This is a genomic window from Ferruginibacter profundus, from assembly GCF_054783275.1.
In genome coordinates, this window is sequence record NZ_BAAGQW010000003.1 from 106,354 (window position 1) to 120,847 (window position 14,494).

Genomic DNA, 14,494 nt, shown 5'->3' on the forward strand with positions numbered 1-14,494 from the left:
TATATTTGCGGTCCTAAAAAGGGTAATACAAGACGAATGAAATTATTGATCACGATATTTTGCATCCTGTGCAGTACCTCTTTACAGGCGCAGCAAGGCTGGTGGAGTGCACAGTTGCACCGCAGCGATGGCCAAAGCATTCCTTTTACTTTTGAATGGAAAAAAGAAAATGGTAAACCGGTTTGGTATATTCATAATGCTACTGAAAAAATAAAGGTGGATAATATTACTGCTGCAGGAGATTCATTCATTGTGCAGATGCCCGTTTTTGAATCGCAATTCCGTTTTCAATACAGCAATAAAAAATTAAGTGGTGTATGGTTAAAGGGCGGCGCAGCACAAACACAGGTGATGCCTTTTAGTGCAGCGGCTGTTAATAAAAGATTTACGACTTCCTCCGCAGCGGGTAAAAATATTTCCGGCAAATGGTCGGTAACATTTGCCAATAATAAACCCGGCGAATTATCTGTTGCAGAGCTGCAACAAACCGGCAATAAACTCAGCGGCACATTTCTTAACCCGACAGGTGATTATCGCTATTTAGAAGGTGTTGTAACAAAAGACTCTTTATACCTCTCCTGCTTTGATGGCAGTCATGCTTTTTTAATTACTGCCGCAATAGAAAATAGCCGCACAATTTCCGGTGGTAATTTTTATTCAGGCGCATTGTACAACGAAAGCTGGAAAGGCATTAAAGATGCCCGTGCAAAAGTAACAGCAGAAACCGTAGCCATATATGCAAAACCGGGTGAAGAAAAATTACATTTTACTTTTAAGGACCTGCAAGGCAAGCCTGTTTCCATTGATGATGCAAAATTTAAAAATAAAGTAGTGGTAGTACAGCTAATGGGCAGCTGGTGCCCCAACTGCATGGATGAAACTGCATTCTTAAGTGCGTACTACAATAAAAACAAGCAACGTGGTGTAGAGATCATTGCGCTGGCATATGAATACAGTACCGATTGGGAACGCTCTGTAAAAAGCCTGCAAAAATTTCAACAGCGGTTTAATGTGCACTACAGCATTTTAAATACCGGTGTTACCGTAACAGATTCTTTACGTACAGAAAAAACTTTGCCCGAATTAACACACATTAAATTCTTCCCTTCCTCTGTAATACTGGACAAAAAAGGAAAGATAAGAAAACTGGATACCGGCTTTACCGGCCCTGCAACAGGAGCACATTATACTGTGTACAAAAAAGAATTTGAAAACACTATTAATAAATTATTACTCGAAAATTAAAGAAAGTTTATGGCTACCGAATTAGAATGCCCTGTTGATTTTATCAGCATTAACGAAAATAAAGTAAGACTTACCGCATTACATGTTTTTATACTGGCTGTTATTTATCTTATAATACCCACCTGGATCATTCCTGCATTTTTAACCGTTGATTTTTTTATGCGTGGCTTTAATTTTGGCAAATTCAGTTTACTGAATTTACTCAGCGAAAAAGAAGTACAACTCTTCTCTGTAAAAACAAAACCCATTGACCAGGCACCCAAAAGGTTTGCCGCAAAAATTGGTTTTATTTTTTCTGTTGCCATACTTACTGCCACCCTTTTTAATTTTATTACTGCAGGCATTGCACTTGCCGTTGTAATTACAGTATTTGCTTTTTTAGAATCCTTTCTTGGCTTTTGTGCCGGATGTTATGTGTATACTTTTTATAACAGGCTGTTTATTAAAAGCAGGAAGCAGGCAATCAGCTAAAAAATAAGCCTTGTTGCCCGTTAAGTTTTGAATAACAAAACAACCCTTGCATTACAGGGCCTTTAGTCTAATTTTAAAGGAAATTAAGCTTATGGACCTGAAAGCGTACTGGCAATACCAGGTTACTGATGTATTAAAAACATTGCGTTCAACAACAGCGGGCCTTTCTGCTGCAGATGCTGCTCAGCGCCTTGCTTCTTCCACAAAAAAAGAAAAAGAAAAACCACAGCTTGTAAAAGATATCATTTTATTTTTGGGGCAGTTTAAAAGTCCGCTTACTTTATTGTTAGTGGCAGCTGTAATTCTTTCAGCATTCCTCGGCGAAACTTCCGACGTATTTATCATTCTTTTTATTTTATCAGCTACCGGCATCATGAGTTTTATACAGGAGCGCCATGCCGGGCTTGCTGTTGAAAAACTACGTTCTCTTATACGCAGTAAAGTAAAAGTGCAACGCAGCAATGCTGTTGTAAATATATACTCCGAAGAAATTGTACCGGGAGATATTATTGTATTTGCAGCCGGTGATATCATACCTGCTGATTGCTTATTGCTGGAAGAGAAGGACCTGCATGCCAATGAAGCTACACTCACCGGCGAAACTTATCCGGCAGAAAAAGAAGTGGGTGCCATTGCAGCAGATACGGGTATGAGCAAAAGAACCAATGTACTGTTTGAAGGCACCAGTATTGTAAGTGGCACAGGAAAAGCAGTGGCTGTATTTACCGGTAAGGATACTGTGTTCGGCTCCATCTCTGCAAGCCTTACCAAAGCACCCGAAGAAACGGCTTTTGAAAAAGGCATCCGCAGGTTTGGTTACTTATTAATGCAGATCACGTTGGTACTGGCAGTAATCATTTTAGCAGTCAATATTTATTTTCATAAACCATTAATTGATTCCTTACTTTTTGCATTGGCACTGGCAGTGGGCATGGCGCCGGAATTATTACCCGCTATCATGACGGTGGCCATGAGTGCAGGTTCTAAAAGAATGGCCAGGCAAAAAGTGATCGTAAAAAAATTATCTTCTATTCAGAATTTAGGAGAAGTAAATCTTTTCTGTTCTGATAAAACCGGTACGCTTACTGAAGGGGTATTAAAAATTTCCGGCATCACCGGTATTGATGGCAACGAAAATGCAACAGTAAAACAACTGGCTTATTTAAATGCTTTTTTTGAGACCGGTTTTTCCAACCCGATGGATGATGCCTTGAAAACAATGGATAATGTTGCAGCCGACGGCTACGAAAAAACAGACGAGATACCGTATGATTTTATCAGGAAAAGATTAAGCGTTGTAGTAGTAAAAGATAATCAACACCAGTTGATCAGTAAAGGCGCAATCAATAATATCATTGCAGTTTGCGATAAAGTTTTGCTTGCCGATGGGTCAACCGCACCGCTTGAACCCTACAAAAAAACTATTGATGATCTGTACCAGCAATACAGTGGTAAAGGATTTAGAACGGTAGGTGTTTGTTACAAAGATTGTGCGCAAAAAATAAAACTTATTAAGGAAGATGAACAGCAAATGATCTTTGCAGGTTTTGTTTTGTTACTGGACCCGATAAAGCCCGGCGTTATAGATGTGATAAAAGAACTGAACAGTAATGGCGTACAATTAAAGATGATCACCGGCGATAATAAATTAGTGGCGGCTTATATCGGTGAGCAGATCGGTTTGCATAAGATCATTGTGATATCCGGCGCAGAAATTGCAAAGATGAGCCCTGAAGCTTTAGTGCAGCAGGTACAAAAAGCCAATGTATTTGCAGAGATAGAACCGCAGCAAAAAGAAAATATCATTAAAGCTTTACGTAAAGCCGGCAACACAGTGGCCTATATGGGTGATGGCATTAATGATGTGGCGGCCATCAATGCGGCAGATGTGGGCATCTCTACCAATAACGCAGTGGATGTGGCTAAGGAAGCCGCTGATGTGGTATTGCTGGAAAAAGACCTGGCAGTTTTAAATGCAGGCATCCTCGAAGGCAGGAGAACTTTTTTAAACACACTCAAATATATTTACACCAACACCAGCGCCACTTTTGGCAATATGTTCAGCATGGCAGGCGCTTCATTACTATTACCATTTTTACCCATGCTGCCACAACAGATATTACTCACCAATTTTCTCACTGATTTTCCTTACATGGCGGTGGCAGGCGATAATGTAGATGAAGCCGACCTGAAAGTTCCGCAGCGCTGGAACCTGAAGCAGTTAAAAAATTTCATGATTGTTTTTGGCTTGCACAGTTCTGTTTTTGATTACATTACTTTCTTCCTCTTGTACCGGTTATTCAAATCAGAAGCCGTATTTCAAACAGGGTGGTTTATCGAATCTATCTGCACCGAGTTGCTGATATTATTTGTTGTGCGTACACACAAATCACTTTTAAAAAGTGTACCGGGTAAATTATTGATTGCTTTAAGTGCACTGGGCTTACTGGTAACCATTATTTTACCCTTTACAGCTTTTGCAACAGAACTGGGTTTTGTAGTGCCCCCATTACAGCTACTGGGCATTATTGCAGGTATCCTGCTGTTGTATGTGATCACCGCAGATATTATTAAAGTTATTTTTTTCAGAAAGGCAGCGATATAAGTTTTTAGAGAATCTGATAATTTTCCGTTTCCTTTTGCGGGTGCATAAATGAAAATAAAATGCCGTTCATTTGGTTTTGAACGGCATTTGCTTTTATAGAAATATCATTTTAAATGGCCCAGGCCTTATCTCCTTTTTTATAAGGTAATGCACCATCATAATGCCCCGGTATAGGTAAAAAACGCAGCGCTTGTTTGCTGCCAATTTCAGAACTGAAGTAGCCCCACAAAGTTAATTGCTTCATCATGCTGTAATAATGAGATGGAGCGCTTACAAAATTGGGGTCCATATCTTTCCTGGCCTTTTCCCTGGCGTCTTTTTCTTTTTCGTCACGCTGCTTGTTATAATCTTTAGCTTCTTTTTCTAACCCTGTTAAGAATGCTTTACGTTGTTCGGGAGTAGCATCCATAAATGATTTACCACTGGCTTTTTCGCAAGCTGCATTTAAACCTGCAAGCCCGTCACCAAATGCTTTTTGCTGATCGGCATTATAACAATCTGTTACTATGGTTTTCATAAACTCACCGATCTTAGTGGCTTTTGCTCCCGGTGTGGAAGTAGTAGGAATAATTGTTTCACCTACTTCATCCAGCAATGCAATATTGCCGGCCGAAAATGTTGAAGCATCTGCTTCTTTATTGGTACAACCGGATAAAAATACATCTCCGCCTATTACAACACCTCCGGTTAATACAGCTATCATTTTTAAAAGTTCCCTGCGTTCCATAATTTTTATTTTATGAGTATTACAAATTTTGTTTTTTTAATTCTTCTACCGCATGGTTAACTGCTCTTGCAGTAAATGCCATATACGTTAATGATGGATTCTGGCAGGCAGATGATACCATGAACGATCCGTCAGTTACAAATACATTAGGCGCATCCCAAACCTGGTTCCATTTATTCAGCACCGATGTTTTAGGATCGCTGCCCATACGTGCGGTGCCCATTTCGTGAATACCATGGCCCATCGCATGGCCGCTATCATAGGTGTTGATTCCTTTGGCACCTGCAGCTTCCAGCATGGCTACCATCTCAGCCACAATATCTTTCCGCATCTTCATCTCATTTTCTTTTAGCTCTGCATCCATTGATAATACCGGCAGGCCCCACTTGTCTTTTTTATTTTTATCGAGCGTTATTTTATTGTCGTGATAAGGTAATATTTCGCCAAAACCGGTGGCACCCATACGCCATCCGCCCGGTTCTGTCAATGCTTCTTTAAATTCGGCGCCAATATTCAATTCTGCAATTTCCCTGCTCCAGCCACTACGGCTGGCCGAACCCTGGTAACCAAAGCCACGCAGGTAATCTCTTTTATCAGTACCCACATTGGCAAAGCGTGGAATGTAAAACCCGGTTGGCCTGCGGCCATAATAATATTTGTCTTCATAACCTTCAATAGTTCCGCTGGCACCCAGGTTGTAATGATGGTCCATGATATTATGCCCCAGTTCGCCACTGCTGCTGCCCAAACCATCCGACCATACATCAGTTGCTGAACGCATCAATATCCATGCAGAGTTTAATGCAGAGGCACAGAGAAAAACTATTTTTGAATTGAACACATAAGTCTTGTTGTCCTGTGTGTCCACCACTTCAACCCCGGTTGCTTTTTTCTTATCCTTATCATACAATACCTGTGATACAATAGAATAAGGACGTACCGTTAAATTCCCCGTTTTTAATGCCGCAGGATAAGTAGAGGATTGCGTACTGAAATAACCGCCGAATGGGCAACCTTCCCAGCAACGGTCACGGTACTGGCAGCCCGGCCTTTCCGGAAAAGGCACTGTAATATTGGCAACCCTGCCAATGATCATATGCCGCTCTTTATATTTTTCTTTTATTCTTGCAGCCACATCCTTCTCTACAATATTCATAGGAAAGGGTGGTAAAAATTGCCCGTCGGGTAAATTAGGTATTCCCTCTTTTGATCCGGCAATGCCTGCAAATTTTTCTACATGGTCATACCATGGTGCAATCTCATCATAATTCACCGGCCAGGGTATAGCAATACCATCTTTTGCATTGGCTTCAAAATCCATCGGGCTCCAGCGGTAACTTTGCCTGCCCCATAAAACAGAGCGGCCGCCAAAGCGGTAACTGCGCCACCAGGTAAAAGGTTTTACCTCGGTATAAGGACAATCCTCTTCATTGGCCCAGGCATCCATCACTTGTTCCTGTGCAGCCCAACCCCGGTGTATTACCGGGTATTTTTTTCTCTGCTCGGCTGTAGTGTTGCCACGATGCTCAAACTCCCAGATATTTTTTGTAGCGCTTTTGTAATCTTTAATATGTTCGTGTGGGCCTCCCCGCTCTAACAACAATACTTTCAATCCCTTTTCGCAAAGTTCTTTAGCAGCCCAGCCCCCGCTGATACCGGAGCCAACTACTATTGCATCGTATGTATTGCCTGGCATATTAAATTGTTAATGAGTTTTAAGTTCTACAGGTTACCCTTTTTTAATTCCTTTACTGCAAAATCTACTGCCCTTGCGGTTAAAGCCATATAGGTTAATGAAGGGTTCACACAGCTTGCACTCGTCATGCAGGCTCCGTCAGTTACAAAAACATTCATGGCATCCCATACCTGGTTGTTGCCATTAAGCACTGAGGTTTTAGGATCTCTGCCCATACGTGCAGTACCCATTTCATGTATACCCATACCTACGGCATATCCGTTATCATACGCATTTACATCTTTTACTCCTGCGGCTTCCAGCATTTCTTTGGCATCATTCATCATGTCTATCCGCATCTTCTTTTCATTCTCTTTTATTTCCACATCAAAATTCAATACCGGTAATCCCCATTTATCTTTTTTAGTTTTATCCAATGTGATTTTATTGGCATGATCAGGTAACATTTCACCAAATGCAGTAATACCCATACGCCAGCTGCCCGGTTCACTTAAGGCTTCTTTTAATTCTGCACCAATCATTAATTCTGCCACATCAGTTACACGGCCACGGCTTGCACCACCCTGGTAGCCAAAGCCACGCAGGTAATCTCTCTTATCATCATATACATTTCTAAACCTTGGAATGTAAATACCGGTAGGCCTGCGGCCATAAATGTATTTATCTTCATAGCCCTCTACCCTGCCGCTAGCACCCAACCTGAAATGATGATCCATTACATTATGCCCCAGCTCGCCACTGCTGCTGCCCAATCCATCAGGCCATATATCCGTAGCGCTGTTCATTAAAACCCAGGTGCTGTTAAACGTTGATGCACACAAGAAGATTATTTTTGCATTGTACGTATATGTCTTGTTGGTTTCTGCATCCAGCACTTCCACACCGGTTGCCTTTTTTGAGTTCTTATCGTAAATAAGTTTGGTAACAATCTTATTATTTTCCAGGGTAAGATTGTTTGTTTTTCTTGCAGCCGGCAATGTAGCCGATTGTGTACTGAAGTATGCACCAAACGGGCACCCACGCCAGCAACGGTCACGGTATTGGCAATTGGTTCTTCCCTGCTCAGGCCTTGCTTCAGTAATATTAGCACTGCGGCCGATAAACATGTGCCGCTTACCGCTGTAATGTTCTTTTATCTTAGCAGACAGATCTTTTTCCACTACATTCATATCCATGGCCGGCAAAAATTCTCCGTCAGGTAACACATCCAACCCTTCCTTACTGCCTTGTATACCCGCAAATTTTTCTACATAGCTGTACCATGGCGCCAGCTCATCATAACGTATAGGCCAGTCGATAGCAATACCTTCTTTTGCATTGGCTTCAAAATCCATCTTATTCCAGCGGTAACTCTGGCGGCCCCAATGTAAAGAGCGGCCTCCCGTATGATAGGCCCTGTACCAATCAAAACGTTTGGTTTCGGTATATGGGCTTTCGGTATCGTTCACCCACATGCCCAGGGTTTGTTCTCCCAGTGCATAATCCCTTTTTAAAACAGGGTGTTCTTTTATCATTTGCTGCGTGGGTTTATCCCGGTGAGGAAACTCCCACATTTCTTTGGTGGCATTTACATAGTCTTTTACATGTTCCACATGTTTGCCCCTTTCCAGCATTAAAACTTTTAAGCCTTTTTCTGTGAGTTCCTTTGCAGCCCATCCTCCGCTGATTCCCGACCCCACCACAATTGCGTCGTAAGTATTATCTGCCATAATCGATTTATGATTTTAGATTTTAGATTTATGATTGTAGAACACTTAAATTATACGTCACATAATTTTACTGCCGCTTTTAATGCTTTAATTTTTTCTGCATTGTCTTTTCCGGTAGGAATAAATTCCTGTGCGATATAATCTTTAAAACCCGTTGCTAAAATTGCTTTGGCAATAGCCGGGTAATATAGTTCCTGTGTTTCATCAATTTCGTGGCGGCCCGGCACACCGGCAGTATGATAATGGCCGAAGTACTGGTAGTTGTTTTTTATTGTTCTTATCACATCACCTTCGTCAATCTGCATATGGTAGATATCATACAATAATTTAAAATTTTCTGATCCTACACGTTTGCACAATTCAACACCCCAGGCACTTTTATCGCACATATAATCTTTATGGTCTACTTTACTATTCAGCAATTCCATTTGAATGATGACGCCTCTTTTTTCTGCCAGTGCAATAATTTGTTTTAATCCTGCGGCACAATTTTTCAACCCGGTTTCATCATCCATTCCTTTGCGGCTGCCGCTGAAGCAAATTAAATTTTTATAACCGGCATCAGCAACATAATTTATATGGTCGGTATAATTTTTTATTAATGTGGAATGATTCTCGGTGTGATTCCATCCTTCTGTTAAACTGATTTCGGCGCCATTGCACATCGAGGAATCCAAACCATGTGCTTTTAAAACATTCCATTCTTTAGGGCCAACCAGGTCAATGGCTTTTAACCCGATCTTATTGGCCACACCACACAATTCTTCCAGTGGTAAAAAATTATAGGTCCACCTGCACACAGAGTGGTTGATATTGCCTTTGAGTTTATACATGTCTTCTGTATTATCTGCAGCAGCTAAGGCAGCCATCGGGCTTGCAGCCACAGCTAAAGAGCCCACTGCCAGCTGTTTTAACAATTGTCTTCTTGAAGATTGATTTTCCATTGTAAAAATAATGTAGTTGGTTATAACGCTACTTTAGGTTTGTTGCGCATGTAAAAAAATAATCCTGCAAATGCAGCAATTAAAATTACCGGTAGAATTAAAGTAGTATTGATAATTTCGGGGCCTGCAGTTTTATTGGCCTCTGCCAGGGCAGCTTTCATGGCTTCTGTAGCTTCGGGGCTGTTGTACAATTTCAGATCGGCACCGGCAGGCAAATGGGCTGCAATTTTATTATCGTATACAGTGCCCATAAACATAGTATAAATTGAAACTGCAAACATACCGGCACCCCCCATCAGGTTTAATCCCACGGCACCCGTTTTAGGTAAATTTTCCGATACAAAGCCCAGCATGGTAGGCCAGAAATAACATACCCCCATTCCAAAAATTAAAGCGCCAACAAAAACCATACTGCCACCGGAATGGCCTAAAATGTACAAGCCTAAAGCGGCTAATATTGCAGACATCAGTAATACCCCCTGCGGCGCAAGGCTATGCACAACCGGACCTGCAAATGCACGGCCGATCACCATTACCCCGGTGGATACTGCTAATATTAATAAGGCATTGGTAGTAACATTATTTAACAGTACCCCGATCCATTGCCCCGTAAATAATTCTGTGATGGCGGTACCAAACATGCAAATGATCATGAAAATAAAAAGCGGGCTGGCCAATGCTTTGTACATACTTGCAGTAGATACACCACTGGCTACCCTTTCTGTAACAGGAAATTGTTCTTTTAAAAAAAGCCAGCCATATAATAATGTTGGAACAAGCATTACACTCACCAGTATCTTCCAGTTGCTGATGGTATCAGTACCAGCAATTTTTTGTCCGAAGAAATAAACAACCAGCGAACCTATTACAATGCCACCCGGAAACCATAAATGAAAGTGATTGAGTTTTGTTGTTTTGTTATCGGTATACAAAGAAGTTACCAATGGATTACAAGCGGCTTCCACGGTACCGTTAGCAATACCTATTAATAATGTAGAAATAAATAATGCCCAGTAAGGGCTGCCAAAACTTCCTGCAAAAATGGTTAACAAAATACCTGCAAGATGAAATATAAAAGCCATCACCAGCAGTTTCTTCATGCCAATTACATCAACGATCATTCCGCCAATGATCACCGCCAGCGGAAATCCCCAGAATGCAGTGGCTGTAATGGTAGATATTTCAGCTTTATCTAAATTAAATTGTGTACCCCAGGTGCCTAATAATCCTGCACGGATACCAAATGAAAGAGAGGTTACTAATAATGCCAGGCAACTGGCAACAAAGAGTTTGTTTCTGTCTATAGCTTGCATATCGTATTTTAAAGAGTGAGACCAGGTTTACTTCGTAAATATAATTTTAATAATCATCAAAAAATCAAATGCACCAAAAAACTTTCCGCAAACGGTTGCGATTAATTTTAAAATATCTGGCAGGTACTTTAATATTTTTTTCTATTTTTAATGCCTATCTCTTAAATAATTTGTTTGCTGAATTAAAATAATATCACATAAACATAAAATACTATCATGCAGCGTAAATTAAGAATGGCTATGATCGGCGGCGGTAAAGATGCTTTTATTGGTGCCGTACACCGCCTTGCATTAAATATGGACGGCCAGATGGAAATGGTGGCCGGAGCTTTAAGTGTAACCCCCGAAACTGCTATAGAATCAGGCAGGTTATTATTTTTAGATGAAAGCAGGATCTATACTGATTATAAAGTAATGCTGGAAAAAGAAGCCGCAATGCCTGCAGATAAAAGAATTGATTTTGTAAGTATTGTTACACCCAACTTTGTTCACTTTGATCCCGCAATGATGGCATTGGATAAAGGATTTAATGTGGTAATTGAAAAGCCCATCACGTTTACATTAGAGCAAGCCAAACTAATAAAAGAAAAACTTGCCGCTACCGGCTTAACCTTGTTATTGTGTCATACTTACACCGGCTACCCTATGGTAAAGCAGGCTAAACAAATTGTAAAGAGTGGCATACTGGGAAAAATAAGAAAAGTATATGTAGAATATCCGCAGGGCTGGCTGAGTACTTTTTTAGAAGGCACCGGCCAGGCGCAGGCCAGCTGGCGTACCGATCCCAAGAAAAGTGGTAAGGCCGGTTGCATGGGTGATATAGGTACACATGCCTTTAACATGGCTGAATACATTACCGGTTTGCAGGTTACACAAATTTGTTCTCATTTAAATATTGTGGTAGAAGGCAGAATGCTGGATGATGATGGTGCTGCATTCTTAAAATTCAACAACGGCGCTACGGGGGTTTTAATGGCTACACAAATTGCAGCAGGTGAAGAAAATAATGTTAAGATAAGAGTGTATGGCGAAAAAGGCGGCCTGGAATGGCAACAGGAAGATGCCAACACTTTAAAAGTAAAATGGCTGGATAAGCCTGCTGAGATTTACAGAACGGGTGGTGCTTACAACAGTTCATTCGCCGCACACAATACAAGAATTCCTGCTGGCCACCCCGAAGGATATTTGGAAGCCTTTGGAAATTTATACCGCAACTTTGCATTAACGGTAAGGGCAAAAATTAATGGGGAAACACCCAAAGAAGAATGGCTGGATTTTCCCGGCGTAGAGGAAGGAATAAGAGGAATGGCTTTTGTAGAAAATGTGGTGGCATCATCGCAGAGCAATGAGAAGTGGAGGGAATTTACCATATAATTTATAAGCGAATTTTGTACTAAAAATATTTGCCACGAAGAGACAAAGACACCGGGAGCTTATTTCTTCAAAATAATCAGGAGTTATTAAATGATCTATCATTTAATCTTTGTGACTTAGTGTCTTCGTGGCTAAAAGAAAAAATTTATTTTTTACTTTATTAAAAATCCTTTGGGAGTATAACAATGCAAACAATAAAAGGCCCCGGTATTTTTTTAGCCCAGTTTATGGGTGATAAAGCACCATTTAATGACCTGGTAGCTATTTGCAAATGGGCGAAAGATCTTGGCTTTGCAGCCGTACAAATCCCCACCTGGGAAAGCCGGTTGATCGACCTGCAAAAATGCGCCGAAAGCAAAACTTATGCAGATGAATTAAAAGGTACCATCAATGCCTGTGGTGTGGAAATTTCAGAATTGTCCACACATTTACAAGGACAATTGGTAGCCGTAAATCCTGCTTACGATGCTTTGTTTGATGGCTTTGCACCAGATGCGGTAAAAAATAATCCCAAAGCAAGACAGGAGTGGGCAGTGCAACAATTACTGTATGCGGCAAAGGCCTCACAAAATTTAGGATTGAATGCACATGCTACTTTCAGTGGTGCATTATTGTGGCATACCGTGTACCCGTGGCCGCAGCGGCCTGCAGGTTTGGTAAATGATGGTTTTGCCGAATTAGCCAAAAGATGGTTGCCGATATTGAACCAGTTTGAGGAATGTGGTGTAGATGTATGTTATGAAATTCATCCCGGTGAAGACCTGCATGATGGCATCTCTTACGAAATGTTTTTAGAAAAAGTGAACCATCATAAAAGAGCCTGCCTGTTATATGATCCTTCCCATTTTATATTGCAGCAACTAGATTATAAACAATACATCGATTTTTATCATGACCGCATTAAAATGTTTCATGTAAAAGATGCAGAGTTTAATCCAACCGGCAAACAGGGCGTGTACGGTGGTTTTCAAAACTGGATCGACAGAGCCGGACGTTTTCGTTCGCTGGGTGATGGTCAAATTGATTTTAAAACTATCTTTAGCAAATTAACGCAATATGGTTACAAAGGCTGGGCTGTAATGGAATGGGAATGCTGCATTAAACACCCCGAAGATGGTGCTAAGGAAGGGGCGGTATTTATTAAAGACCATATCATAAGGGTTACAGAAAAAGCCTTTGATGATTTTGCAGAAACAGGTAACAATACCAATTTTAATAAAACGATCTTAGGATTGCAATAAAAAAAACATAAAATAAAAGACAGATGAAAAAAACTATTCTAATGCTTTCAATTGCCGCATTTTGTTTTTCCTGCGGTGGAGGTTCCGGTGAAAAAAGTGGCGATTCAAAATCAGCAGCAGGTAATCCTGATATCGAAAAAGGATTAGAGCTGGTAGCAAAATCCGATTGCCTGGGTTGCCATAAAATAAAAGAAGCTTCAGTAGGGCCTGCTTATAACCTGATTGGCCAGAAGTACGAAAATACTGAAGCCAATATTAATACCCTGGCAGAAAAAGTGCAGAAGGGCGGTTCCGGTAACTGGGGCCAGGTACCCATGGCAGGGCACAGCGGTATTTCTAAAGAAGATGCTGTGTTGATGGTAAAATATGTTTTATCACTAAAAGATGAAAAATAAATTATGAAAAATAAACTCCTGATTCCGATTGCATCGCTGGCTATATTAATGGCCTGTAATAATACCGAAAATAAAACCGGCGACACTGCTGCTGAAGTAAAACCTGCTGCCACAGATACTTCTGGCTGGGTTACATTATTTGATGGCACCAATACTGCCGGCTGGCATGCCTATGGTAAAGGCACCGGCACAGGAAGATGGAAAGTGGCTGATGGTGCTGTTTATGTAGATACCACGCAGAAAGGCGAAGGTGGCGACCTTACCTCTGATGGCGAATACGACAATTTTGATTTGAAACTGGAATGGAAAATTGCGGCTAATGGTAACAGTGGTATCATATTTTATGTAAATGAAGACACCACTAAATACCATAATACGTACGAAACCGGGCCCGAAATGCAGGTACTGGATAATAACGGGCATCCGGATGGCAAAATCACCAAACACCGTGCCGGCGACCTGTACGACCTGATTTCCTGCAGCAAAGAAACCGTTAAGCCGGTAACCGACTGGAACGAAGTGGAAATAAAATCCAAAGATGGCAAGCTGGATTTTTACCTGAATGGCACTAACGTGGTAAGCACCACTATGTGGGATGATAACTGGAAAGCATTGGTGGCAGGAAGTAAGTTTAAAAGCATGCCGGGCTTTGGCACGTATAAAAAAGGAAAAATTGCTTTACAGGATCATGGCAACCTGGTTTGGTACAGGAATATAAAAATCAAGAAATTGTAAAAGGATATTCTCTCCAAAAAAAATAAGCACTCCATAAAG

Annotated in this window: 12 protein-coding genes; 7 read left to right on the forward strand and 5 right to left on the reverse strand. The window is 41.0% G+C overall.

The genetic code is table 11. From position 1 onward, the window contains the following. Positions 1–36 precede the first annotated feature (36 nt). The 3 genes from ACYVM0_RS20255 to mgtA all read left to right on the forward strand — a co-directional run bounded on the left by ACYVM0_RS20255 (position 37) and on the right by mgtA (position 4,321). Complete coding sequence (locus tag ACYVM0_RS20255; RefSeq protein ID WP_460560083.1) at positions 37–1,245, forward strand: peroxiredoxin family protein; 1,209 nt, start codon at positions 37–39, stop codon at positions 1,243–1,245. A gap of 9 nt (positions 1,246–1,254) precedes the next feature. Further along, entirely contained in the window at positions 1,255–1,716 is a 462-nt protein-coding gene (locus ACYVM0_RS20260; RefSeq protein WP_460560085.1) for a DUF4395 domain-containing protein, read from the forward strand. Between the two features lie 91 nt (positions 1,717–1,807). After that, complete coding sequence (gene mgtA, locus ACYVM0_RS20265; protein WP_460560087.1) at positions 1,808–4,321, forward strand: cation-translocating P-type ATPase; 2,514 nt, start codon at positions 1,808–1,810, stop codon at positions 4,319–4,321. A gap of 109 nt (positions 4,322–4,430) precedes the next feature. Here mgtA and ACYVM0_RS20270 read toward each other — a convergent pair whose 3' ends face one another. From ACYVM0_RS20270 to ACYVM0_RS20290, 5 genes are read right to left on the reverse strand one after another with little or no spacing between them, the layout of a single operon-like run. Further along, positions 4,431–5,048, reverse strand: a complete 618-nt coding sequence (locus ACYVM0_RS20270; protein ID WP_460560089.1) for a gluconate 2-dehydrogenase subunit 3 family protein — start codon at positions 5,046–5,048, stop codon at positions 4,431–4,433. 19 nt (positions 5,049–5,067) lie between these two features. Beyond that, on the reverse strand, positions 5,068–6,744 hold the full coding sequence (locus ACYVM0_RS20275; RefSeq protein ID WP_460560091.1) for a GMC family oxidoreductase: 1,677 nt from the start codon (positions 6,742–6,744) through the stop codon (positions 5,068–5,070). Positions 6,745–6,770: 26 nt separating this feature from the next. Further along, entirely contained in the window at positions 6,771–8,453 is a 1,683-nt protein-coding gene (locus ACYVM0_RS20280) for a GMC family oxidoreductase (protein WP_460560093.1), read from the reverse strand. 50 nt (positions 8,454–8,503) lie between these two features. Continuing rightward, on the reverse strand, positions 8,504–9,397 hold the full coding sequence (locus tag ACYVM0_RS20285; RefSeq protein ID WP_460560095.1) for a hydroxypyruvate isomerase family protein: 894 nt from the start codon (positions 9,395–9,397) through the stop codon (positions 8,504–8,506). 20 nt (positions 9,398–9,417) lie between these two features. Next, complete coding sequence (locus tag ACYVM0_RS20290; protein ID WP_460560097.1) at positions 9,418–10,710, reverse strand: MFS transporter; 1,293 nt, start codon at positions 10,708–10,710, stop codon at positions 9,418–9,420. 216 nt (positions 10,711–10,926) lie between these two features. On the opposite strand from ACYVM0_RS20290, the gene ACYVM0_RS20295 reads away from it, so the two are divergent. The 4 genes from ACYVM0_RS20295 (at position 10,927) to ACYVM0_RS20310 (ending at position 14,455) form a co-directional block, all read left to right on the forward strand. Next, a complete protein-coding gene (locus ACYVM0_RS20295) occupies positions 10,927–12,084 on the forward strand; it encodes a Gfo/Idh/MocA family protein (RefSeq protein WP_460560099.1) in 1,158 nt (385 codons plus the stop codon). 185 nt (positions 12,085–12,269) lie between these two features. Next, positions 12,270–13,325: a sugar phosphate isomerase/epimerase family protein gene (locus ACYVM0_RS20300; RefSeq protein WP_460560101.1), complete on the forward strand. Its 1,056-nt coding sequence runs from the start codon at positions 12,270–12,272 to the stop codon at positions 13,323–13,325. A gap of 23 nt (positions 13,326–13,348) precedes the next feature. Further along, positions 13,349–13,720, forward strand: coding sequence for a c-type cytochrome (locus ACYVM0_RS20305; protein ID WP_460560103.1), 372 nt, complete (start codon positions 13,349–13,351; stop codon positions 13,718–13,720). A 3-nt stretch (positions 13,721–13,723) separates the two neighbouring features. Beyond that, a complete protein-coding gene (locus ACYVM0_RS20310; RefSeq protein WP_460560105.1) occupies positions 13,724–14,455 on the forward strand; it encodes a 3-keto-disaccharide hydrolase in 732 nt (243 codons plus the stop codon). Positions 14,456–14,494: the final 39 nt, after the last annotated feature.

Coding starts and splice junctions, on each gene's coding strand:
- ACYVM0_RS20310 (WP_460560105.1), top strand. CDS start 13,724: ATGAAAAATAAACTCCTGATTCCGATTGCATCGCTGGCTATATTAATG.
- ACYVM0_RS20275 (WP_460560091.1), bottom strand. CDS start 6,744: ATGCCAGGCAATACATACGATGCAATAGTAGTTGGCTCCGGTATCAGC.
- ACYVM0_RS20305 (WP_460560103.1), top strand. CDS start 13,349: ATGAAAAAAACTATTCTAATGCTTTCAATTGCCGCATTTTGTTTTTCC.
- mgtA (WP_460560087.1), top strand. CDS start 1,808: ATGGACCTGAAAGCGTACTGGCAATACCAGGTTACTGATGTATTAAAA.
- ACYVM0_RS20300 (WP_460560101.1), top strand. CDS start 12,270: ATGCAAACAATAAAAGGCCCCGGTATTTTTTTAGCCCAGTTTATGGGT.
- ACYVM0_RS20270 (WP_460560089.1), bottom strand. CDS start 5,048: ATGGAACGCAGGGAACTTTTAAAAATGATAGCTGTATTAACCGGAGGT.
- ACYVM0_RS20285 (WP_460560095.1), bottom strand. CDS start 9,397: ATGGAAAATCAATCTTCAAGAAGACAATTGTTAAAACAGCTGGCAGTG.
- ACYVM0_RS20260 (WP_460560085.1), top strand. CDS start 1,255: ATGGCTACCGAATTAGAATGCCCTGTTGATTTTATCAGCATTAACGAA.
- ACYVM0_RS20295 (WP_460560099.1), top strand. CDS start 10,927: ATGCAGCGTAAATTAAGAATGGCTATGATCGGCGGCGGTAAAGATGCT.
- ACYVM0_RS20290 (WP_460560097.1), bottom strand. CDS start 10,710: ATGCAAGCTATAGACAGAAACAAACTCTTTGTTGCCAGTTGCCTGGCA.
- ACYVM0_RS20280 (WP_460560093.1), bottom strand. CDS start 8,453: ATGGCAGATAATACTTACGACGCAATTGTGGTGGGGTCGGGAATCAGC.
- ACYVM0_RS20255 (WP_460560083.1), top strand. CDS start 37: ATGAAATTATTGATCACGATATTTTGCATCCTGTGCAGTACCTCTTTA.